Origin of the sequence: Viridibacillus sp. FSL R5-0888 (assembly GCF_038009105.1) — a bacterium.
Classification (GTDB): domain Bacteria; phylum Bacillota; class Bacilli; order Bacillales_A; family Planococcaceae; genus Viridibacillus; species Viridibacillus arenosi.
The window spans coordinates 2003558-2028083 of record NZ_JBBPAU010000001.1 but is presented as its reverse complement, the minus strand read 5'-3'; the positions used below and the strand labels follow the sequence as shown (position 1 = coordinate 2028083).

21 protein-coding genes and 3 pseudogenes are annotated in these 24526 nt (G+C 33.9%); 3 read left to right on the top strand and 21 right to left on the bottom strand.

What is annotated here, in order from left to right; all coding sequences use genetic code 11:
* Nucleotides 1-5: 5 nt before the first annotated feature.
* From MKY02_RS10095 to MKY02_RS10085, 3 genes are all read right to left on the bottom strand, one after another.
* The gene (locus MKY02_RS10095) at nt 6-1316 is read right to left on the bottom strand and encodes a sensor histidine kinase (RefSeq protein ID WP_051448642.1); all 1311 of its coding nucleotides are present in this window, start codon (nt 1314-1316) and stop codon (nt 6-8) included.
* Nucleotides 1309-1986, bottom strand: a complete 678-nt coding sequence (locus MKY02_RS10090; protein WP_038182219.1) for a response regulator transcription factor — start codon at nt 1984-1986, stop codon at nt 1309-1311. The genes MKY02_RS10095 and MKY02_RS10090 overlap by 8 nt, the downstream gene beginning before the upstream one ends.
* 788 nt (nt 1987-2774) lie before the next feature.
* Nucleotides 2775-3398, bottom strand: a complete 624-nt coding sequence (locus MKY02_RS10085; RefSeq protein WP_038182221.1) for a flavin reductase family protein — start codon at nt 3396-3398, stop codon at nt 2775-2777.
* A 194-nt stretch (nt 3399-3592) separates the two neighbouring features.
* Here MKY02_RS10085 and MKY02_RS10080 point away from each other — a divergent pair, with 194 nt between their 5' ends.
* A complete protein-coding gene (locus MKY02_RS10080) occupies nt 3593-3904 on the top strand; it encodes a winged helix-turn-helix transcriptional regulator (protein ID WP_038183171.1) in 312 nt (103 codons plus the stop codon).
* 323 nt (nt 3905-4227) lie between these two features.
* Here MKY02_RS10080 and MKY02_RS10075 read toward each other — a convergent pair whose 3' ends face one another.
* The 6 genes and pseudogenes from MKY02_RS10075 to MKY02_RS10050 form a co-directional block, all read right to left on the bottom strand.
* Nucleotides 4228-4860, bottom strand: coding sequence for a type 1 glutamine amidotransferase family protein (locus MKY02_RS10075; protein ID WP_038182224.1), 633 nt, complete (start codon nt 4858-4860; stop codon nt 4228-4230).
* A 74-nt stretch (nt 4861-4934) separates the two neighbouring features.
* On the bottom strand, nt 4935-5897 hold the full coding sequence (locus tag MKY02_RS10070) for a helix-turn-helix transcriptional regulator (RefSeq protein WP_038182227.1): 963 nt from the start codon (nt 5895-5897) through the stop codon (nt 4935-4937).
* A 63-nt stretch (nt 5898-5960) separates the two neighbouring features.
* A pseudogene (locus tag MKY02_RS10065) lies at nt 5961-6509 on the bottom strand (recombinase family protein).
* 899 nt (nt 6510-7408) lie between these two features.
* Nucleotides 7409-8551, bottom strand: a complete 1143-nt coding sequence (locus tag MKY02_RS10060; protein WP_038182233.1) for an agmatine deiminase family protein — start codon at nt 8549-8551, stop codon at nt 7409-7411.
* Between the two features lie 77 nt (nt 8552-8628).
* Nucleotides 8629-9456, bottom strand: a complete 828-nt coding sequence (locus MKY02_RS10055; protein ID WP_340711126.1) for a MerR family transcriptional regulator — start codon at nt 9454-9456, stop codon at nt 8629-8631.
* Between the two features lie 172 nt (nt 9457-9628).
* The gene (locus MKY02_RS10050) at nt 9629-10024 is read right to left on the bottom strand and encodes a DUF3888 domain-containing protein (protein WP_051448644.1); all 396 of its coding nucleotides are present in this window, start codon (nt 10022-10024) and stop codon (nt 9629-9631) included.
* 227 nt (nt 10025-10251) lie between these two features.
* On the opposite strand from MKY02_RS10050, the gene MKY02_RS10045 reads away from it, so the two are divergent.
* Nucleotides 10252-11121: a polysaccharide deacetylase family protein gene (locus MKY02_RS10045; protein ID WP_340711125.1), complete on the top strand. Its 870-nt coding sequence runs from the start codon at nt 10252-10254 to the stop codon at nt 11119-11121.
* A 346-nt stretch (nt 11122-11467) separates the two neighbouring features.
* Here MKY02_RS10045 and MKY02_RS10040 read toward each other — a convergent pair whose 3' ends face one another.
* The 10 genes and pseudogenes from MKY02_RS10040 to pdxR form a co-directional block, all read right to left on the bottom strand.
* On the bottom strand, nt 11468-12202 hold the full coding sequence (locus MKY02_RS10040) for a hypothetical protein (RefSeq protein WP_340711123.1): 735 nt from the start codon (nt 12200-12202) through the stop codon (nt 11468-11470).
* A 520-nt stretch (nt 12203-12722) separates the two neighbouring features.
* Nucleotides 12723-13409 carry an MBL fold metallo-hydrolase gene (locus MKY02_RS10035; protein ID WP_076034804.1) on the bottom strand — a complete coding sequence of 229 codons (687 nt, stop codon included), beginning with the start codon at nt 13407-13409 and terminating at the stop codon, nt 12723-12725.
* 236 nt (nt 13410-13645) lie between these two features.
* Nucleotides 13646-13915 carry a CD3324 family protein gene (locus MKY02_RS10030; RefSeq protein ID WP_053417342.1) on the bottom strand — a complete coding sequence of 90 codons (270 nt, stop codon included), beginning with the start codon at nt 13913-13915 and terminating at the stop codon, nt 13646-13648.
* Between the two features lie 320 nt (nt 13916-14235).
* Nucleotides 14236-14430: pseudogene (locus MKY02_RS10025) on the bottom strand (MFS transporter); the annotation flags it as partial.
* Between the two features lie 177 nt (nt 14431-14607).
* Entirely contained in the window at nt 14608-15231 is a 624-nt protein-coding gene (locus MKY02_RS10020; RefSeq protein WP_076065398.1) for an HD domain-containing protein, read from the bottom strand.
* Between the two features lie 208 nt (nt 15232-15439).
* A pseudogene (locus MKY02_RS10015) lies at nt 15440-15913 on the bottom strand (hypothetical protein); the annotation flags it as partial.
* A 224-nt stretch (nt 15914-16137) separates the two neighbouring features.
* Entirely contained in the window at nt 16138-16341 is a 204-nt protein-coding gene (locus MKY02_RS10010; protein WP_038182244.1) for a hypothetical protein, read from the bottom strand.
* Between the two features lie 335 nt (nt 16342-16676).
* On the bottom strand, nt 16677-17792 hold the full coding sequence (alr, locus tag MKY02_RS10005; RefSeq protein WP_340711120.1) for an alanine racemase: 1116 nt from the start codon (nt 17790-17792) through the stop codon (nt 16677-16679).
* Entirely contained in the window at nt 17785-18696 is a 912-nt protein-coding gene (locus MKY02_RS10000) for a D-alanine--D-alanine ligase (protein ID WP_340711119.1), read from the bottom strand. Before MKY02_RS10000 ends, alr begins: the two co-directional genes overlap by 8 nt.
* A gap of 4 nt (nt 18697-18700) precedes the next feature.
* A complete protein-coding gene (gene pdxR / locus MKY02_RS09995) occupies nt 18701-20149 on the bottom strand; it encodes a MocR-like pyridoxine biosynthesis transcription factor PdxR (protein WP_038182253.1) in 1449 nt (482 codons plus the stop codon).
* A 750-nt stretch (nt 20150-20899) separates the two neighbouring features.
* Between pdxR and MKY02_RS09990 the strand changes: the two genes are divergently transcribed.
* The gene (locus MKY02_RS09990; protein WP_038182256.1) at nt 20900-21958 is read left to right on the top strand and encodes a saccharopine dehydrogenase family protein; all 1059 of its coding nucleotides are present in this window, start codon (nt 20900-20902) and stop codon (nt 21956-21958) included.
* A 495-nt stretch (nt 21959-22453) separates the two neighbouring features.
* Here the strand turns inward: MKY02_RS09990 and MKY02_RS09985 are convergent, their stop codons facing one another.
* Nucleotides 22454-23854, bottom strand: a complete 1401-nt coding sequence (locus tag MKY02_RS09985; protein ID WP_038182260.1) for a right-handed parallel beta-helix repeat-containing protein — start codon at nt 23852-23854, stop codon at nt 22454-22456.
* A gap of 431 nt (nt 23855-24285) precedes the next feature.
* On the bottom strand, nt 24286-24438 hold the full coding sequence (locus tag MKY02_RS09980) for a hypothetical protein (RefSeq protein ID WP_155981172.1): 153 nt from the start codon (nt 24436-24438) through the stop codon (nt 24286-24288).
* Nucleotides 24439-24526: the final 88 nt, after the last annotated feature.

Sequence of the window (24526 nt, the reverse complement as noted above, 5' to 3'; positions counted from 1 at the left end):
CCCGATTAGTTGGTCGCTTCATTTTTATGCGGTAAAATAACGGTTACTCGTAAGCCACGTTCATAATTTTCAAGCTGGAATGTACCATGATGTTTTCGCACAATATTTTCGACGATTGATAAGCCAAGGCCATTGCCGGTCGATTTTTGATTTTTGGCCTTATAAAAAGGTTCTTTAACGCGATCTAGTTCGGGTTGCTCAATGCCAGGTCCTTCGTCCTCTAGTTGAATCGTGTAATGTTCACCATCACTGCGCAATGTAAGCCCTAACTTACAATTTTCCGGCGTAAAATGAATCGCATTGTTAATTAAGTTGTACCATACTTGATAGAGCAGTAACTCATCTGCTTCAATGATACTGCGCTCGATTTGTACATCAAACTCAATCGCTTTGGTGGCCCAGTGCGGCTCAAGTGAAATGATAACTTGGCGTAGTTGCTCTGCTAAATCGAATGTTCGTTTTTCGAGTGGTTGCGTACCATTTTGCAAGCTCGATAGTTTCAGTACATTACGACTTAGTTGCGATAAACGGGCGCTTTCATGCTCGATAATTCGTAAGTAATAAAGCTGCTTCTCGCGCGACATTTCCTTTTGTTGCAACGCTTTTGTAAAGCCTTTGATCGAAGTCAAGGGCGTTTGGAATTCATGCGAAATATTCGACACGAAATCTTTTTGCGACTGTAGCATTTTCTCTAAGTCATTCGACATCGTCCCGAAGCTTTCGTACAACTGGTCAATTTCATTCGAATAGTTTTTCGTATGTTTAAATGTGAAATTTCCTTTTGCAAACTGCGCGGTATATTCCTTCAGCTTGCGAATCGGGCGCACGATTTGAATCGACGTAAAGATATTTAAGCCGATGCCGACGAAGAGCGTAATCTTTGATAATAAAATAAATGCACTCTTCAGCATATTTTTAAAAATCGTCTGTTTCAAAATAAACTGTAAATATTTCGTGTCACTATGAATTTCAATAGGATAGATATACACTAAATCTTTCGACGTGTCATCGCCTTCTACTGCCTGGCCTTCGCGAATTTTTTTCTTCGACACATTGCTTAGTAGCGGCGAATTTTGCAACGTCTCCATCGATTGATAACTGATATTCGTCAATGAAAATTGGAATAGCTCATTTTGGAATGCATCTTCTGATAGTTGTTGTTCTTCAACCGATTGCGCAATTTTTTGCACATTGTTACTAATTTGCTTCGCAATATGGCTCGGTATCACTTGAAACGTAATAAATATCGCAATACATAAGCTAATCGCTAGCGTAATAATAAAGTTTAACAATAGGCGTGTCGTGAGATTATTCATGGCGTTCACCTAAGCGATAGCCGATATTACGCAGCGTCTGAATTTCGAGTGGGATAGCGAGACTCTCTAAACGCTTGCGAATTTTCCGAATATGCACATCGACTGTACGCTCCGTTCCTTCGTAATCAAGGCCCCATATTTTTTCGAGTAAATGGTCGCGTGTAAATACTAGCTCGCAATTCGTTGCAAATAAAAATAATAACTCAAATTCCTTTAGTGGCAATACTTCGCTTTGCAGGCCGTCACTTAGTGTGTAGTTTTTCCGATTAAGTGTAAAATCACCGAGCTGAATTTGTTGATGCATCTCAACGTTTGCACGGCGCAGCAATGCTTTGACACGCACCACCATTTCAACGGGATCAAACGGTTTCGTTAAATAATCGTCGGTGCCTGCGTGGAAACCTCGCACTAAATCTTGTTGCTCCGATTTCGCAGTAATCATGAGCATCGGCACGTTGGAAAACGCCCGGATTTCCTTGCTCAAACTATAACCGTCCATGCCGGGCATCATAATATCGGTAATGACACAGTCGACCGGATTACCAAGCATAAATTCGAGGGCCTCTTGCGCAGATTCTTTTTCAATAACTGTAAAGCCTTCATCTTCTAAATATAAGCTAATCAATGCGCGAATTGATTGTTCGTCGTCCACGACAACAATTTTCACCATAACGTTCACCTCTTCATCTCTTCATCTCTTCATCTCTTCATCTCTTCATCTCTTCATCTCTTCATCTCTTCATCTCTTCATCTCTTCATCTCTTCATCTCTTCATCTCTTCATCTCTTAGTGTAAATTATCATGCGAATGTTAACCAAATGTTACGTCGACAAAACTATAAGGCATTTTCGAGTTTACTGATTGTCGATTGTAAAGATTTTATTGATTCCAATTTATCTATATTTGATACGTTTTCCATTTTAGTACTTTCCTTTTTTCGTTTCTAAATTATTTTACTGATATTTGATAAATGGTTAAGAACCACTCGGAATATCTTAATATAAATAACTAACTCTCTTTGAGAGGGATTCTAAACAAACTGGACCATTGTTGAACATAAATTAAATAACACTCTTCAACTAACCTATATCGCTTCAATAGTATTACTTCAAGAAGTTAGTAAAACTGTTTCCTTCTTCAACTAACGGGGCAGTTTAGTACAAGAAGAGTTAAAAAAATATTAGCAAGGACATTTGGAAACCATTATTCTATAAGGGGATTTAAAAACAAAAGAGGTGAATGAATTAAAGGTCTAAACTTTATTGTCTTTTTACATTTTTTCCGAGTGATCTATAGAAAAGTCTCTAAAAATAATAATAACTATTTAATATATCTCGAAAAAAATAAAGACAGAACCGTTAACTATGGTTCTGTCCAATGTCTAGCTACACACTCTTTTTTACTTAATTCTTAGTAAGCGAAGTGAATTAAGTATAACAATTAATGCTGCACCATGATTTATGTACCTTTCTGCCCATATGAAAATGAAGGCATTAGTCCGGCAAAGTCTCCTGCCAAACTAGCAAGCGGCTTCCATTTATCGATTGCTATTTTATAGTTTCCTGCATAGATTGCTTCATCTATTTGGACACATTCAACTTTTCCAAGCACTAGATAATCTCCACCGACAGGCATAATTTGGTCTAACTTAAGTTCTATTGAGATTGGCGCTTCTAGCACTGCTGGTACATTCAAAAGTTTACCATTCTGAACAGTCACTCCTGCAAGCTCAAACTCATTTTTCTCTGGCTCTACACTAGCCGATGAACGATACATCGCTTCCCCAAGCGGCTCAGGTACCATATTAATTATATATTCTTTCACTTCACGAATGTTCGTTAACGTATCCTTAATGCTTCCCTTTCGTTCATTAACGCCCGGTCCTATTGAGATTAAAAGTATTGGTGGATTTCGAGAAGCCACAGTAAAAAAGCTGAATGGCGCTAAATTTAAAATGCCATCCTTACTTTTTGATGAAACCCATGCAATCGGTCTTGGTATCACAGAGCCAATTAACAATTTATACATCTCATCCTCGCTCAAATCAATTGTATTAAATATGAGTTTCTGTTCTTTAGACATCTATTCATTCTCCTTCAACTATATTTGATTAAGTAATATGTCGAATCTATAATAGAATTATTATAGAATTCTGAAACACTCATGAACCCATCCTAAATTATAAACTCGAATACAAATAAAACTAGTATGCACTTTTTTGTTAGATACTTACTTAAAGGAGAGTGATGTTATTGCCAGAATCAAGTAATAATTTTATGAGGCGCAACAAACAAAGACCATTTGACTTCACATTATCGTTAATCGGTGGCAAGTGGAAAATGAAAATAATGTATGAATTATCTTCCGATACGATTTTACGTTATGGAGAGTTAAAACAGAAAATTCCTGCTATCACTCACAAAATGTTAAGTTCTCAGTTAAGCGAACTAGAGAACTCTGGAATTGTTCACAGAAAAGAATACCCTCAAATTCCTCCAAAAGTGGAATACTCCTTAACGCCAAAAGGAAAGAGTTTAATGCCAATATTAGAGGAAATGTGCAAATGGGGCGTGGCAAATCAAATATGAACTTAAACTTATAAGGAGTAAAAAGTACTGTGTAAATAATTCCTAGTAATAAATCGTAAAGTAATTATTAAACTAGAACATGTTGATTAAAAAAGATATTGTAGCAGAAACCCCTTTAGACAAAACATATCTAAAGGGGCAAAACGATGCAACTTTTTTATAAACAGTACAACTTTGTTACCTATTTTTCCAGATTCCTCTAATGTCTTTCTTAATAGGGGTATCGTCAGGAAAATGCGGATTTACAACGATAAGGAAATTCCAAATTAAAAAGCCCAACTTCTCTACAAATCAAAATAGAGAAATTGAGCTTTTCAGTTACTTCATTTATTTATTGAATTCATTAACTGGAAGAAGTATTCAGGTTTATGAGTCTTATTTAGGTTATACCATGAATGTAATGCATCTGGTGTAAATACATCTATTTTTTTCAGTACCTCCATTGCAAATTCCAAAGGAGCTATTCCTGATGCAGTAACTAAATTCGCATCAGATACCGCAGATCCTAACTCATAGAACTTTTCTCCTTTATAGTTAGGACATACCATTTTAGTATATTCTAAGTTATTACTTGTATGCTTTCTAGTATCTAAGTATCCCATATTCGCGAGGCCCTCAGTTGCACCACAAATTGCAGCAACAATAGTGCCAAGCTTTAAAGCTTGGCCAATTCTTTCCAAGATAGGTTGATGAATTTCTTCACTCCAAGTAGTCCCTCCTGGTAAAATTAAAAGATCTTTACTCTCAAGAGTACATTCATCAAGGGAAATATCTGGTTTTATGCTCAGTCCTCCCATAGTAGTAATCATTTCTTTATTAGCTCCTACTGTAATTACTTTTAAAGGTGCTAAATCTTTTTTGAAATATCTTCCTGAGTTTAGTTCAGCAATTAAATATCCATATTCCCAGTCCGACATTGTATTAAATACATATAGAAAAACTTTTTTTGTTTGCAACCAATAACACTCCAATCACAATTGATATAGCTATTATAATATAACTTCCCTGACAGTTAACGTCAGGGAAGTTATCATACTTGATGAAATTTTATTAATTCCGACAGAACTTCAATAAGTCTTTTCTTAAGACTTATTGGCTCAATAACTTTAATAGATTTATTGTACGGTAAAAGTAAATAAGGTACATATGTATGTATCATATCTTTTTCAAGAAGAAAAACTGCTTGATTTGAAGTCCGTTCTTGTAAATAATGTCCTAAAAACCAATGTTGGCAAATATCAGCCAATACACTTTTATCCCCATCAATAACTAAAGAAATAATCCCTTCCTTATCTTCTATAGTTGGAAGAAGACTTTTTATAAAAAAGTCACGTGCTGAAAAATTTTCTGGCCGGTTAAACTTATTTTCGGTTAGCATTAGACTTTCAATTCGATCTACTCTAAAACTACGGATATCATTCCTAAGATGACAAAATCCAATCACATACCACTTATTATTCCAATAGATAATTCTGTACGGATCGACCAATCTATGATTTAATTGCTTTTCGCCACTTTTATGGTAAAGAATTTTTACTGAGTACCCGTCAGCTACGGCCTGCTCCAACTCCTTCAAAAAAAGTTCCATAGAGAGTGAACTTAATCGACTTATTACTTCAAGACTAGTTAAATGTTGGTTTATCTTTGTTTCCTGCTCTTGATTTGAGTATTTACTTAGTTTTGAAATGGCCCTATTTAGTGCTTCACCTCCATAATATCCGGCTTCTTCTGCAAAAACAGCAGCGTGAAATAGTGAAGTTTGCTCCTCAAAATCAAAAAAAAGAGGAGCCTCAATAAAATTGTTCAATAAAGTGTATCCACCGTTATGTCCTGGTTCTGAAATTATAGGTACGCCACTTGTTGAAATTGTATCAATATAACGATACACAGTCCTTATATTCATCTCTAACTTTTCTGAAATTTGTTTTGCAGTAATTTTTTCACCTGAACGAAGCATCCATAGAATTGCTAACATATTGTCAATTTTAGGCATATAATTCCACCTCTATATGAAATTTATTTTCTATTATATATTTCCGTTTTTTGGTATAACTCATCAACTGTTCCTTTCCGATAGCTTTCTATATAATGAGGCCTTAGACACATTTGTAATTTCACAAATTTGATTTACAGTCATATCCCCCTCTTTATAAAGCTTTACTGCATAATTCATTCCTGCATGATTTTTATGGTACTTCTTTAACAGACCTTTAAACTTTCCTTCTTTCTTAGCCAGTTCAATTCCTTCACGCTGCCGCATACGTATAAGATCACGTTCTAATTGGTTTACACCCGCCATAACCGTAATTAAGAATTGACTGTAGGGATCATCTTCTGATAAATCTAGCCATGTATCTTTTAAGGATTTTAAATTTGCCTTTTTACTCCGTATGTTATCGATTAATTCAAATAAATCTTGTGTACTACGAGTAATCCGAGTTAAGTCCGTAACATAAATGATGTCACCTTCTTGTATATCCTCTAACATTTTTTGAAGTTGCACAAGATCTTTTGTTGCTCCGGAAACTTTTTCTTCAAAAATAATATCCATTCCGATTTCGTTCAGTTACTGAAATTGCCTTGAAGGATTCTGGGAGAAAGTGATCTCATTAGATTCTTTAAGACCACTGAAACTTTCTTAACGTTGTTAAAAACGGGAGAATCGTCAGGAAAATAGACTTAGCGTTGTAAATCCGCATTTTCCTGACGGTACCCCATTAGGTAGTTTTTATGAAATATTTGAGTTTTTGCAGGATGAACTGTATAAACCAGTTATCAAGAATCAACCCAATTTATTAGATACAGATTTAGATTTAATTTCAAACTTTATAGGAGGAATCATTGCCTTAATTCATTATCTATCTTCAGAATCATTAAGATCATTTAGGCTTCCTTTTGAAAAAAACATTTAAACGTTGAGTTCAAAATTTACTTTCCTAATACCGTTAGTTTAAGTGTAAAGGGTCGTAAAAATAGATCGTCGTAATGTGACATCTTGCTTAAATTGCTTGGAACCAAAAGACATCTACTAAGTGCATATCTTAATAATGTTCGTTGTATTTTATTTTTCATCCCTAAATTGTTAATTTAGGGGTTTTTATTTGTATTTTCTTGTTCAACTAACCTGCCCCGTTAGTTTAAGTGTATTTCTTCACAATCTTTATAGTGATATCAATATAAAGATCCCATAAAAAATCATGGCACCTCTAAAAAATCTATAGAGGTGCCATGATTTTAATCAAACTTTTTTACAAAACTACAACCGCTAATATATTAACGAAAATATAAGCTAAGCGACATACTGAAGAAAAAATACCGGTATTCTATACGCCAAGGATTTACCGAGATTTTGTGTATTAGGGATACTACCTGTAAAGCTGTCCCTAGGGGCAAAGTAGAAGCAATTCTTTTTGATCTATTGCTTCGTAAACAATATTGAAAAATGGAATTAATTGTAATGATAGTATTGTTTTCAATTATGTTGATTCGCTGTAAAAAACTCTATCACTTTAAATTGACTGGTTGTTGTTGTGTAACACAGTGAATCATACCACCATCTTTATAAAGTTCCCTTACATCAATACCAACTACCTTACGATTAGGGTATAGTTTTTGGATTGTATCGTTTGCTATTTTGTCATTAGGGTCATTATAATTCGGAACTAATACAACTGTATTCCCAATATAAAAATTCACATATGAACCTTTGTATTCTAAATTCGTTCCATTATCTAAAATTACATTATTTTTACTGATTGGTAAATACACATACTGATAAGGCTTGTCGAAGGCATTCTTTGCATTCATTAATTTTTTAATATCCTTATTGGAAAGACCCCATTCTTCTAAATCATCCTTTTTCATTGTAATGATTGAAGACTTATCATGAAATTTTGCAAAACCATCAATATGAAAATCTGTAATATCTAGGTTTGGCACTCCATCTAACCAAATAAAGTTATTAGCACCAAGATTTTCTTTCATATACTCCTCGATTTCTAATTCTGATAATTTAGGGTTTCGATTTTTATTAGTAACAGCACTACGTGTCGATAAAAAAGTGCCATTACCATCTAGTTCAAATGCTCCACCTTCAAGTACTACACTATTTAGATTAATTCTTTCCATACCTAACTGCTTGCTAAGAACACTTGGTATTAATGCATCTTTTTTGTATCGCGTTTTCTTACCCCATCCATTAAATCCCCAATCCATGAGTTTCAGATTGTTTTCTTTATCGTATACAAAAATTGGCGCTGTATCTCTTGCCCATACATCGTCAGTAGGTACAATATAAAAATCAATTTTGTCCATATTTATGCCCTCATCATACAGAAGATCATTAATATAGTTCTTTTCATATTCATCATATGCGATAATATGAACATTTTCTCCTTCACTAAGGGCAGCTGTCATCTCGATCCAAATTGGTTCAATCTTTTCTTCATAGCCTTTACCATATGTAAAGGAATGGGGCCATTGCAACCACGTACCTTCATGTTTGCTACTTTCATCGGGCATTGTGTATTTACCTACTTGCTGCTTTTCCACGAATTGTCTCCCCTCACCTTTACCTGGATTACACCCCCCCATTATGATTCCAGCCGTTAATAAAGCCCCTACGCAAAGTACAATTATCTTTTTCATATCCAAGATCTCCTTAAGTTGTGATAGCTTTCTCTTGGAAGTAGAATAAGCTTTGACATAGTGTCAAAGTCAAGCAATTATTGCATTTCTTTTTTGATGACGGGAAGGCTAATTTGCGTCACATACTCCTCTACATGACAGTCACACTCTGAACCTTTCAAGTAGGTTTCATAAGGAAGACCATCCATGCAGTAGCCGTTGCTTTCTGTCCATTCTTCAAGTGCCATATGTGCGTATCCGATATAGTCATAACTTCCGATATGCAAGGTAGTAGCAACAATCTTTTGGGGGAGTTTTTTTATTTGCCATTCCCTTGATATTTTTTCGTCATTCCTATGAATGATTGGAATCATTAATTCAATATCGCAGTGGTCAGGGGTAAACTCTTCATCAAAAAAAATGACAGACGGAACACTAAGTAACTGAATATTACTCTCTTTTGCCTTACCGTAAAAGGAATCAATGTACTTGTCCATGTCATCAATATTAATCTGTAATCTTTGACTTACGACTCTAATCTCTTTTCGCATTCCAAGCAATATATCATACGATTTTCTTTCTCCTTGTATTAAATCCTCATTTTTTTCGATCATCTCATGCATTTCTGTAATAATCTGTCTATATCGACTCATCTCTTTTGATATTTCATTTATTTTCGCGTATATCATTTCTATAAACAATGTACTGTCTGACGACTGGAGAATCGTTCTAATTTCAGGCAGGGAAAATCTATATTCTTTCAATTTCTTAATTAGTAATGCCGTTTCTAATTGATTCTTCTCATAAAATCTGTACCCGTTTGTTGTATCTACATGTACTGGTTTCAAAAGTTCTTCCTTGTCATAGTGTCGTAACATGCGAGCACTCATTTTGCATAGTTGTGAAAATCTGCTGATTGTGTACATAGTTCTCCTTTACTTAGTGTGATGTTTTTTTTTTGCAAAATCGCAAGTATATCGTCTTGAGCTTATGATATCAATAGCCTTTCGCAAAAAGCAAGGTAAGCTTAGGAAGAGCGTAATCCTTCTTGTACTAAAGCACCTGTTAGTTGAATTGGATACAAAGCTGTATCAAGACTCATTTTTGAATTTTCGCTACTGAAACTCCATCTGTTGTTACATGAAAGGTTATAGTAATAGGACCTTCAGGTGGATTAAATGGACCTGTATACGTATCATATTTTACTTTCACAGTAAAATCATATTGAGAATACCCGCCAGTTTGTCGTTTTACTTCTAATATTTCTGCATTCCAGAGTGCATAACTACGATTTGGATATTCCTTATTAATCACTTTCCTAGCCTCAGGGTCTAATAAAACTAATAATACATCATAAAAATCGGGATGCTCTTCTTCAGAACTTACTTTTTCAACTTCAGCTTTACCTGTATTCGACAACATCACTCCCGAAGTGATAAACGTTAATACCAAAACGAGTGAAATCAAAATAGAGGTAATTTGTTTTTTTTTCATATTTGAATAACCACCTTATTTTATCAGTCAAGGTAGCTTGCCCAGTTCATAAAAATCATGTGTTTGTTCAACTAATCTGCCCCTTTAGTTAAATAAGTTCAACAAAACCGTTAGTTGAACAAAAAATGAAATTTTTATTATGCTAAACAACTATGAGAAATAAAAACATATTCAGGTTAGAATAGCCATCGCTAAAACGGGTATCAATATAAAAAGGAGATGAATGGATGAAAGAACGAATATTCAAGTGGTTGTTGGTTACGGGGTTTTTATTTTGTTTGCATATAACAGATATCATGACTGTTGATGCGAATGAGGGACCCTTGGCAGATGTATCGAGGCAATGGTTGAAAGAGGACATACGAGATAATCCGGAAGAAGATTTACCTGACCTTAAAGGAGGATCTGAAAATTCCGGGCGGGATCCTCTGCAGCCTGTTGACCTAAGAATTTTACAACAACGGTATCCAGAAATATTTTTCTTACAAGGTCCTGCTGATCAAAAACGAGTTGCTTTAACTTTTGATGATGGTCCTGATCCACGTTTTTCAAATGATGTATTAGATGTATTAAAACAGTACAATGTACCAGCAACATTCTTCGTGTTAGGTTCAAAAGCCGTTGCTAACCCTGAAATTGTCAAGCGAATGCAAAACGAGGGTCATGTAATCGGAAACCATACCTACGCCCATCCTAACCTTGTCAAAGAATCCGACCTCGGAACCCTAGAGAGGGAAGTAACTAGAACGGAAGATGCTCTTAACGACATTATTGGTTACCGGACAAAATTATTTAGACCACCATATGGCTTCTTATACAATGAATTAGTCGAGAAGCTTAGGGAAATGAACTATTACGTGATTGCCTGGTCGGTTGATTCGTTGGATTGGCAGGAAGACCCACCGGAAGTTATTGCTTCGAATGTAGTAGACAACATTCATCCAGGCGCGATTATTCTCATGCACGATGGGGCAGAATCGGGTGGAGATCGAACGAATACGATCGAATCACTTCACCAAATTATCCCAAAACTGAAAGAGCAAGGCTATGAATTTGTCACAGTTCCAGAATTGTTGAATATTCCATTTAAGAAATAGAATGTATCTCTTACATTTACCTTTACTATTTTTTCTTGAGGGCTTTTTTTGTATTACTATATGGGGTACCACCAACATGTTTACAAAAAGCACATCTATTGCATAAAAAAAGACAAAGAAGACTTATTCCCCGCGCTAAAGGGAATATGTCTTCTTTTTTAAGACACTCAAACTCTCATTAATTAATAACCATATTTTCTTCCCCATATCACTACCCCAATCACTGATTACTGACACTCTATATAGTCGCTATTATTATTTTTCTTGTTCTACTAACCTGCCCCGTTAGTTCAATAAGAAAAATGCTCTACTTCTTATTGAAGTAGAGCACCCGTTAGTTTAATAATTAATCAAAAAAGTATTCATCATTTTGCCATTTACCATTAAACAAAAAGCCTCCTCTTAAGTATACAATTTCTCCATTACTATTTTGCCTTACAGCATACTTTTGTCTATCGTATAAACAAATTGAAGGTCTGTATGAGGCAGTTTCAACACCCACTAATTGATTGCCATTATAATTATACTCTTCTATATATACTTCCGAGGGCATATCAAAATTACTTCTCTCGTATTTAAGTAGTTTCCCGTCCTCATATTCGCACCTTGAAATCATCCATATAGTATTGTCATATCTGACGGATATCCCAATTTCAATATTCTTGTCATAGGTTATAAACTCTTGAAATTCCTCATCAAATTCCTCATTATTCTGAACATTTATTAATTTTCCTAGCTTATCAAATCCATATTTAAATGAAAATTTTTTTGAAAAGCGTTTTAGTAATTTACCTCGCTTCGTCCCTCCAACTATGTATGTATGAACAAGACTTGGGCAATAATATCCTCTGTGAAACATTGTTTCCCCACCTTTTGTATAGGTAACAGAAACTATTTCTTGAGAATTTTTTTTCTTTAGATATCTTAATTCTTCTCTATAAAAACGAGCGAGTTCCTGATGGCTTGATAATATATCATCATATTTTTTATATTCTTTTGGATCAACTTTTTTCTTACTATTCTCAAACGCTTCATCAAGCATTTGATTCAATTCAATGTTAAATTGGCTTTGTTTTTTCATAATAGCACCCCAAAATAATTTTTATCTTATTAACTTTATATTTATACTCCTTTTGAATCACCTTAAAGGCCAACAAATTCCCTCAAGACCTCTAATGTTGAGGAACTGAATTTTATTCCTCCTTTAATCAACATTATACATACCTTCTTCAACTAACCTGCCTCGTTAGTTGAATAAAAAAAAGAGCTGTTTTGACAGCTCTACGATCTTCAAGTAAAGCTCCCCGTTAGTTGAATAGCATCATTTTGAGGAAACGCCTCATAAAAAAAGACTCCTATAGTTAGGTAGTATGGGAAAATAATATTCCAAGATGTGAAACTGATTTCTAATTCAGGATAATAGTTATTGTATAGAGATAATAAAATCGTTTAATTTTATCTTTATAAAGCTAATACCCCTCCAACGATGAATTGATTGGAAGGGTATTAAACTTATTTAATTTTTAATTGTATTCACAATTATTGTTTTATAACTGAATAATAAAGTTGTTTAATTCGAGAGCTTTTACGTTTAGCCCCAATTATAAAGAAAATTTCCCACCATGATAACAATAGTAAGTTTCAGCTTTAAGATTTTTTATCTTTCTTAAAGACTGTTGTGCATTATCGATATCTAGACAAAAGTTTGGATTAGCAATAATCAATTCCTGTTCTTCATTAACAGCTGCATCACCTGTAATTACGCTTTTCAAACCGGGAAAATACAATGAAATATGTCCTGAAGTATGCCCTGATGTTGCTATTATCCTACATTTGTTATCTAAAATCATATCACCATCATGCACCTTTTCATCAACTGAAATATGTTTCAAATTCTTTAATTGCTGTATAAACCAATTACTAAAATCGACTTCGCTATTCGGTATAGTCTTTAGAATGTCTTCAGCTTGAATCAATCTCTCTGACTTCATTTCACCACTAATGTATTTTGATTCAATTTCACTAGCTATAATGTTAATCCAAGGATACTTTTCTTTGAAATCATATAACGAACCTATATGATCATCATCATAGTGAGTAATGATAATATGCTTCAAATTCTTCATTTCATATCCATTTTTTACAATCTCATTTTCAATTAAAGATAAGAAATTTGTATAACCTGTATCGACCAAAGTTAGTTCATCATTTAATATAATTAAGCTAGGATAAATGTAATTTTTTTGTCCATTAAATTCAAATTCAATTGGTAGTTCTAATATCTTCATGTTTCTTCCTCCATAAATTATCTATTCAAACACTGAACAAGCATTACTTGTTTTTAAGATTACATAATAATTATTAGTAAAGATAGATAAAGAATAGTAATGAAACATTTAATACCTAACAATACTTTTTACCCATACTGATTTGTAATTAGACATCATATTTCAGATTTTCAGTAAACAAAAAGGCTATCGGGTGTATTATTTAATAATTCCCCAGACTAGCCATATCATTTATTTTATTTCTTTTTTGCATAAACAATTTTTTTGATTGTTTCAACTGATAAAAAATACTTTTCAGATATTTCTTGGATGTTCATTCCATTCTCAAAGTTTTCTCGAATGTTTTGATTTCGATGATTCAGTTGCTTTTGTATACCACTAACAGAACCCCATTTTTTTCGAGTGGTTTGTTGTTTTGGAATATATAAAGTTTCCCCTTGTATATATTTTTGAACTTCTGCCAATAGCTCTTTTGGTAATACTTTTGTAGCATTTATATAATTCAAATTTGCTCGCTCCTTATTTCGATTTAACATAAATAAGGTGCAAAGCCAAAATATTAGAAATATTATCTAGCGATTAAATATTTTTCCCCATGCAAAGTATCGCTTTTCTAATTAAAGGCTTTGCATGAGTTTGAGTTTTATTTCTTAATGAAATAGATTTATTTTTCAATTAAAACACCCCTTTGGATAATCATATCCAAAGGGATGAAACGATGCAACTTTATTAAAAGCGGTATATCTTTTTTACAAATGGTATAACTTTATTTCAAACCTACACATACACCAAATTTCGTATAGAGCATTCAGGAACAATGTTATTAAAGGTGCAATAAACAATTGATAAGTGTAACAACAGCAATAATAAGAAAGATATAACGCCAATCCATATATACAGCAAAAATTGTTCCGATCGGTACACCCAATACTAATGATAATGTAAATCCAGTAATTACTGTTGCGATTGCATTACCACGTTTTTGGGGTTGAGCAAGCCTGGCAGCGTAACTACTTTGCAGTTAGATTATAAAAGTAAATGTATTAAGGAAAAGAGGCAGTACCCAAAATAGGTACTGTCTCTTTTTTAAGTGCTTATTCAAGAAAACTGCCTCTTTAGTTGAATAAGAAAAGAAGAGCCGTTTTAGCAGCTCTACGATCTTAAACTAAAGCACACGCTAGTTGAATAGCTTAAAAGCCTATGAGGGATAAGCTTTTGACTTTATAGCATCGGTGTCCAAACCAGATTCTTTAAGTTTTTGGATACCATCCGCTTCTATTAAATCTTTTAGCTCGGTCAATACTGGGTCAAAGTCAGTATGTTTTCCCAACATGTAAGTCATTTCATATTCAATCGGTAACCATGTATCTATATCCGCTTCATTATGTTGAATTTGCGCTTCCAATTTATCTAAGGCATTCGCAACTTTAGCTTCGTAAGTGTTTTTTTGCTCGAATTCCAACCAATAATCATAAAACAACTGACCACTCTCTCCTCCTAACAAATCACGGATTCTTTCAATTGCAGCAATTTCATTCTTTACTTTAATTTCTTTGGCCTCTGAATTATTCATTGTTTCAAAAGCAGGAATATCAGTTGCATATGCTTCTACTAAGTCATGGATAATAATCATTTTGAGAAGTTTTTCACTATCTACTTTTAATGGAAGGGACGATTCTATTGCCATTGCCATTAAGGCAACACGCCATGTATGTTCTGCAACACTTTCTCGACGACCATCTGACAACCAACTATGTCGTAATTCCATTTTTAGTTTTTCTCCCAGTTTAATCAGTTCTAAAACACTTTTTAGATGTTGCATAGTTTAATGCTCCTCTACATTTTTGTATTTTTAAAATAATTCCATTAATGAAGACTGATTTAGTTTAAATCAACCTTCATACAAAGGTCTATTCTTTTTAAAGATTATTCTTCTTTCAAATCCTTCTTCAACTAACCTGCCCCGTTAGTTCAATAAGAAAAAAGCTTTACTCCTTCTTGAAGTAAAGCACCTGTTTATCATCCCTTATTCAATTAGTTTGGACAGCCGTAATTTTGCAAGTTGAAATTGCAAATCTAACTAAATCAGAATTTATTGGTGAAGTACCTAACACTATGCCAAGACCTGTTTGTTCCACATTAAAACCTACTGCAATAGAACCATTACTTGCTAAGAGATTCACTGTAGAACCGATAAGTGCATTCAGTAATTGTCTAATTGGTCGTTCACGACAATCACATTCGCATCCAGAACAAGCAGGTGGCAACAAGTTAATAAGAGGACCTGGTGGTAAAAATCCTACCCCTAATACATCAGAAATATTTACCACAAAGGTACCCTCTACACCTGTAACAGTAACTAAAAAATCATTTACTTCATCAATAGTGTATAAAAAAAAGAGAGGTTGTTGATTTGGCGCGTCTGCAATAGTAGCAAGAATTACAGTTTCCCCAACAAGTTGTTGTAAGACGGACTGAAGTGGAGAAACACAACAGTCACAAAGACTCAAACAAGGTGGGTCGTCAGGAGGACAACAACAACTATTAAGTGCTGTGTACTTAACCGGTGGACAACATTTGTTAGGTTTTATTCTATTAATCTTCTTTTTTTCGGACATAATTCCACCTCCACATTTCTTATATAATATGTTTTTTAAGAAATACGAGATGGGATTACTACCTAAGCAGGTTCTCATTGAACTAACCTGCCCCGTTAGTTGGGTAAAAGTTATTTCTTCTTTCTTGTTTGAATGTATTTTTCCGTCAATAATCCCGAATTAAACACCGATAAAATCATGATGAAGAAAAATATTACCCGAACGGTTGGATCCCTTTTGTCAGCAATAAACTCAATACTAGAAAAATTAACATAAACAAAGCCAATAGCAACAAATATAGACAAGATAAATTGCCCTTTTAAAGACTTAATCATAAAATGCCCCCTATAAATATTATTGAACTGTCCTGCGTTAGTTTAAGAAAAAAGTGCCACCCCCAGACTTGAAGTAAAGAACCCCTTTCCGTTCAATATTTTACATATATTAACTTATTCAACACATTCGCAAAAAAACTCTTCTTCAACTAACCTGCCCCGTTAGTTGAATAATATATAATTTAACATCTCACTTATACTATAATTCCATTTCGTGTATATTCCAGATTATATCTTTAATCAAAAATAAAAGCTGAACTAATATAAAAAATAGTTCAGCATAAAAATAACTTGTTATAATATTTCCTATTAATATGAATGCTGCCTTTAGCTTGTTATTTATAAATTCTAGGAACTCTGTGACCTAAGTTACAAGCAACTTCATTCGATATAGTCTCTAACACATTTGCCACTTCATCTAATGATATAAAGTGATTTCCTTGATCCCCATAAACGACCACCTCATCACCAATATTTACATCCTTAATATCAGTTACATCGATCATACAAACATCCATACATATTCTACCGAAAACAGGAGCTTTTTGTCCGTGAATAAGAACGTAAGCCATTCCAGATAATCGTCTAGAATATCCATCCCCATACCCAATCGGAATAGTTGCAATAACTGCTTTATCTCTTTTAATCATAGTTGCTCCATATGATACACCAGACCCTTTCTCAAGTGTCTGGATATGGATGACTTTGGTTTTTAACTGCATAGCTTGTCTAAGATTAACTTTTGTGTAATTCACATCTTTAGATGGATAAAGACCATACATTGAAATTCCGATACGAACCATATCGTAGGTCATATTTGGAAATTCGATAGTTGCTGCACTATTCGCAATATGGAGTAAGGGAATAGAAACTTTTCGTTTTTCCAATTCTGCCAATAGACTTTTCCATCGGTTCGTTTGTCTTTCTGCATACGATTTGTTGGCTTCATCTGCGGTAGCAAAATGTGAAAACACTCCTTCTAGATAGATCCCTTCCATTTTTGAAACGGTATCGATAAAATCACTTGCTTCTTCTGCTTGCAGTCCCAATCGTCCTATTCCTGTATCGACCTTGACATGAACCTTTGCCTTTTTTCCTAAGATCTGCCCATACTTTGATAAAGATTCTGCATGTTCTAAATTAAAAATTGATTGTGTTAAATCCCAATGCACAACATGCTTCGCTGCTGAAGGTGGTGTGTAGCCAAGTATCAGTATGGGGGCTTTAATATTTGATTTTCGAAGTTCAATTGCCTCCTCTAAACTTGCAACAGCCAAATAATCTACCCCAGTATCAATAGCTTTTTTGGAAACCTGGGATGCTCCGTGTCCATAGCCATTTGCTTTTACCATTGCCATTATTTTTGTTGAGTTTGGAATTATTTTTCGAAATTCACGAATGTTATGTGAAATATTGCTAAGGCTAATTTCAGCCCATATTGGTCTATACATCATTTTTCCTTACTTTAAGTGAATTTTCTATGATCAAGTCAAGTAGCTGATGATAAGGGATACCTGCTGATTGTGCACTTTTTGGCAACAGACTGTTTTTCGTCATCCCGGGTAATGTATTAACTTCCAACACATAAGGGACCCCGTTTTTAATCATCATGTCTATTCGGGCATAAACGCTACATTTCAATGATTTATAGCAAGAAATTGCTGCAAAAGCGACACGATTGTGTGTATCGGGCGGGAGCTGGACCACCTCTTCAATGGTAGCCACATCATTATATTTCGAGGTATAATCAAAAAACTCACCCTGATGACGAATGGAAATCACCGGTAAAAGCTTTCCATCCAATATCGAACAAGTGATTTCCTCGCCCGTAATAAGCTTTTCGATTATCACTTCGGAATCCCATTTGAATACTTCAGTAATCGCAGATTTTACCGTTTCTTTGTCATAAACAATTTTTACTCCTACACTCGAACCACCTGAATTAGGTTTCACAACTACTGGGTAACCCATCTTGTCTAGTTCATCCATATTAAGTTCTTCCATGTTCATAAGGTGAATCCAATCCGGTGTTTGCACTCCTTCATACCTGATGATTTTTTTCGAGATATTCTTATCCATGCATAAGCTGCTGGACAGGACACTGCACCCTGTATAGGGAACTCCCATGGTTTCAAGGGTACCTTGAATGGTGCCGTCCTCACCGTACTTCCCATGTAGCGCCAGTAGCGCAACGTCAAGATTCCTCGCATTTTCCACTAAATCTTCTTTTTTCTCTATGTGGATTGGTACAATTTTATATTTATTTTTATCTAAATGAACCATCATTTCTTCACCTGTCATAAGCGAAACTTGCTTCTCGGAAGAAACCCCTCCCATAATGACGCCAACTCTCATTTTTTTAACCTCCAAAATTTTTTTTTAAGGTGTCCCCTATGATTTTAATTCCTTGAATTATCTCTCTTTCGTTTAGCCTAGAAAATCCTAATCGTAATGTATGCTTTCCTCTACTGTCCGTGTAAAAAACATTGCCTGGCGAAAAAACAACTCCCTTTTGGTAACATGTTTCTAAAAGCTTTTGTGAATCAATGTTGTTATCTAGTTCTATAAAAAGGTGGAGCCCACCGTCACCGGTTATTCGTTTACAAGGAATACATTGCTTACAATAATGGACAGCTAGTTCATATTTTTTCTTATAGACTGCTTTCGCTTTCTTTATATACTTCTCAAAGTAGCCATCATTTAAATATTGATATAACACAGCTTGGTCTAAAGTTGAGGTATGAACCGTTCGAGCTCTTTTCATACTTTCCAAGTAATAAATCAACTCTTTGTCTGCTAAAATCCATCCAACCCGCAAGCCAGGAAAAAGAATCTTAGAGAAGCTGCTGATATAAATGACATTATTGCCGAGTCCAGCAAAGGCAGCCAATGGAGCCTGATGTGATCCCGAGTAACGTAATTCTTCATTAAATCCATCTTCAACGATAGGAAGCTGATAGGCCGAAAACAGATCCATAATTTTCTTCCTTTTTTCAGAGGATGTTACGATTCCAGTTGGATTATGATAAGACGGAATGAAATAGGCAAAATCATATTCATTTTTTGATAAGCATTTTTCTAGCATCCTAACATTGACACCGTCATCCTCCATATCAATTCCATCAATTTCAAAGCCATGTAATTGAAAGAGCTTAAGGGCAGAATGATGGGTTGGATTTTCACAAATAAGACGGCCGCTCTTTTTATTTAAAGTGGATAAAAGAATATCCAGACCTTCCGTGAAGCCATTGGTAATTAAAATATCTTTGTTTCTAATGTCTACCCCCTTAATCTCCATGTAGTGAAGCAGGTATTCGATAAGTGGTTTATAGCCCTTTGCATAGCCATAGTTAAGAACAATGTCTCCTTCAATGGACATCCGATTTAAAAAGGCCTTTTTAAAATTTTCTACATCAAATAGCTTTTCATCGGGAGCGATACTAGTAAATGAGATCATTTCCTTATTCCAGCGCACTCCATGCTTCATGAGGTCCAATTTTTCTGCCAAAAAGGTTTGCTCATTGATTTTTTTAGTCCAATTCAACTCGATAGATAGGGATTTGAAGGTCTCTACATGACTTACAAAGTTTCCTTTTCCTTTTACCGCATAGATCAGGCCTTCTTGCTCCAAATCCGCATAAGCCGTTAGAACGGTGTTTCGGCTGATGGATAATAATGAGCTGAGTTCACGGGTGGATGGAAGCTTTTGGTGCTCAAGCAAATGCCCGTTTGTAATCATTCTTTTTAAATATTCCTTAAGCTGAATATATAAAGGACGGCCTTCCGTTAGCTTAAAATCGTTAAACACTGAATTCATCCCCTTGCTTACATTTTTACATTTCTGCACCGATTCCAAAAGGTCCACTCAATATGTATTTTTACGGTCTTGTGGTAGGGTGTGGAACTATAAAGATACCATTTAGAGTCTTTGAATAAATGAAAAATCTCGAAAAATTATAGGAATGAAAGAGGCGATTACTATTTATTCCTAATGTAAAATCGCAACAACTAAATGAGTTGTTCACTGAACTTATTACTCAAGATAATAGGTTTGCCACGTCTAGATTTTTTCTTTTTATTAATCTTTTCTTTTATCTTAATAATAAATAATATTAATTCAAAGAAAAACTAAATATTTTGAAGTCTAATATTCAACTGACAGGTGATTTAGTAGAAGAACTTTGACCTATTCAGACAGCTCTTTTTTTATTGAACTAAATGGACAGTTTAATCCAAGCTCTTTTCTGTTGAACTAATTAAACTAATGAGGTAGGTTTGTAAAAGAATGCAGGTACAAAGATTTTTCTGAAACTGAAAAAATTATAATCCTAGGGGAAAATAAAATGAAAGATATTCATGATGAAAGCACCTGGCCCGTTTGGGCTAATGAGACAATAGAATTGTCGAACCAAATCAGTTACTTACAACTTAAAGTAACGGGGCAATTGTTCAATTAGAGCAATCGCTTCTTGTGCTAACGAAGTAGTCGAGTTGAATTAGATATAAAATAAATTAGATTAAAGTTTGGTAATGTATACAGGGAGAAGGCATTAAAATCATGAAAAAGATTATGGTTGTTGGGGCATCAGGAGTTCTTGGTCAATTAGTTTGTAGCGAATTATTAAGAATATTTGATAATCAATTAAGATTAATAGTGACCGACTATAAAACTGAACGAGGAGAAAAATTAGCGAATTCTATTAAAACCGATGTTCAATTCCAATATTTAGATGCAAATAAAGAAGAAAATGTAAAGCAGGTAATAAAAAATATTGATATTGTAGTTGTAGTATTGAAACAGAAAAATCCATATATTCAAAAAGCATGTATAGAAAATAAAATATTATGTCTAGATGTTACACCATATTATGACTTTGTAGAGAAAGTTAACGAGCAAAATGAAGATGCAGAAAATAATGATATAGGTTCAGTTGTAATGTCTGGATTTTTCCCTGGATTATCAGGATTAATGGTAAAAAAGGCTATTTCAAATTTTTCAGAAGTAACAGAGATAAATGTTGGATTATTACAAAATACAAATGCTAAAGCTGGAATATCTGGAATTTTGGATATGTTAAATATAATTGCTCAACCAGTAAAGTTTGAAAACAAAGTTATATCTGGATTTACTAATAAAAGAAAAATGGATTTCCTTCATCACCTTAAAGAAAAAGAGGTAAGATGTATAGACCATTCAGAAAAAGCTATTTTAAAAGAAACGTTGGATATTAACTATATAAATTATTGGACTTCTTGGAATGTTAATGGTTTCAATAAGCTGGTATCTTTTTTAAGACAGGTTGGCTTCATAAAAAATGTTCATAAGTACAAGGATTTTCTTTCTAAGGTAGTAAAACATAAACCTCATAAAAATGAAAATGCTTTTCTTACTGTTGAGGTAAAGGGAGTAATCGATAACAAAGAAAAGGTAAAAATATTAGCCCTATCCACCTTTTCTGATTATCATACAACAGCAATGGCAACTGCTTCTTTAGCAAAAATAGCTCAACAGAAAAATGTGAAAGGTGTAGTTTATCCTTTTGAAATAACTGACATAGATGAATTGCTATCCGAAATAAACTGCCCCAACATTGTAATCGAGGAATTTGAAAAATAAAAAATAGTTATTAAGCTAACGGGAGCTTTAGTTTAATTAAAAGGAAAGATCGTTACATATTGGTCATATAAGATATGTAACGCCCTTTTATTAACTCCTTTTATAATGCTCAAGGCGATTTATTAAAAATTTAGTAGCCTATCGTGTAATGCAGAATAAATCTGCTTACACATATGAACTAGACTTTTAAACTTCTGGATAGGATTTTTACATTCTCGTAGATAGATTAAACCATGAGTTACTTCAAAAAGAAAACTGTAAATGCAAAAACTTCTTAATAAAAAAAAGCAATCCACTCGAATTAGTTGAGAGGAACGCTTTTTCTTTACTATTTTTCTTTCACTACATATGTACTGCTACTTAAACTTTAATGTGGAGTCTAAGAATTTTTTAATTTTATCTACCTCTTAGTCGCCTTTACAGTTATTTTAGAACCCGTAGAGGTAATAAAGTGGCTCTGCTTTTTTCAGTACCATGTTCTGAGATAATTGTTTTTTACTCTAAAATAATATTCTTTGCTGGTGAATCTTTTTTTAGTCTAAAATCATACTTGTTTTCATTTTCATATTTTGGATTTAAATAACTGGACCTCTCATCACTACTTGAAGTAATTTTAAATTCTGGAAAAGAAGTATACTCTTTCTCTTTCCATACCCAAATACCAGTTTTTCCTTTTTCCTTATGGAATACATTATTTTGCAGTTTATTTGCTTGATTGGTTGTGAAATAATTAGCAATAAACAAGCGAGATGGTCCAGCTGTTAAAATGTTTTTTTCGATCACATTGTTTTTTGTATCATGCTGTAATAAAAGCTGTCCCCCATCTAGTCCCTTCGTGTCATTTCGATAAATAATATTTTCCGAGATTGTTGAATTTATCGTACCTCCACGATTTTTATCATACCCACCAATCGATATCCCAGTGTAATAGTTGTTATAAATAGTATTGTTTTTAATATTAATATGACTAGCATATTTTTTCGCATGCTCAGACGTTGCTTCAATTCCGATATCGCATTTATAAATGGTATTCATTTCAATAGTTATATTCCTCCCCCCATCTACGTATATTCCACCAGCAGCATAATCTTCCCCATAAGCCGGGTTTCCGTACGAGGATATTTCATAAACTTTATTATTTTTTACTACCCCATTTCTGACATAGTCAGCTTTTTTATCATTAGAGGTACCCTCATAACCAATCAGATCAATACCGATATTATCACTTCGGCGAACTAGATTATTTTCCACCTTAAAGCCGTCAATATTGCCATTAAGTACAAGAGATTCACTTGAACCAAGTTTTAAATCCTCTACTATATTATTAAAAATATTTATCTCTTTCATTGGGCCAGTTCCGTATATGGCAATTCCATGTCCATTTCCGTCATCTGCATGTGTTTCAATTCGCCGCACATGGTTATTCTCTAATGTAATATGACTGCTAGATCCTGTTACATAAATCCCCATTACCGTTTCATCTGTTAAATTAGTCGATAGATCCTGTATAGTTAATCCGCTAATCGTAAGATAACTTTTATTATTTATTGTAACTAAGGATGTATTTCCTTCAACATCTTTTACATCCTTTCCACTAAGAACAACTTTATCGTTTTTGTAAGCTTTAAAAATAATTGGTTTTGATTTTGTTCCACTATGTTTAATGACAAGTCTTTCATTATAGGTTCCTTTACGTATGTAGACGGTAGTTCCGGCAACAGCTTCTGAAGCAGCTTTTTTTAGTGTTCGAAAGGGCTTTAATTTTGTCCCATTATTTTGATCATTTCCATTTACAGCTACGTATATTGAATTATCCTGTTCTGCTTTGGTATTATTTATAACTAAAACAATCGTGATAGCAGCTGCGGCCAAAAGGATAATAATAATTTTTTTCATTTAATCATTCCTTCTTAAAATAAATTATCTGCATAATAAGTCATAAAGGATAAAAGGATTGCCTTGGTTGCGTAAACACTTTTAACTTTCAATGTATCAAAACTTCAGCTAATCCGTCTACATGATCAGCGTCCGGATGAGTTAAAACAACAGCATTTAATATTTTTACTTTCTGTTCTTTAAATATGCTACTACTTCATTTTCCTGGCCATTATTTCCTCCGTCAATTAATACATTCTCATTACCAGTTTGAAATTAGATGGAATCTACTTGCCAACATCAATAAAATGAACTTCTTTGCTGGCTGCTTCAGACGTTGGAACACAATTAAGACTAACAAAACTATGAAAGATATTAATTCCATCAATTTATTATAACCTTTCATTTCACTTAACTAGAACATTAGTGACAATTCCCGCTACCAAAACCGTTTAATTTACAATTTCAACACTATTATCACTATTTTCAACGCCTATTTTAACTTCCCTCGTAACTGTTTCAGTGGTCAGTTTACTTGTTAAATATAAAGCTGAAAATAATATCAAAGCAAATATACTTAATAATAGGATTCTTTTTTTGTTCACTTCATCCCTCCTTATTTGAATGTTAAATACTCCATTTACTTATATTCTACAAAACAGACCTATCCACTTATGTGAATAGGCCCTTGAT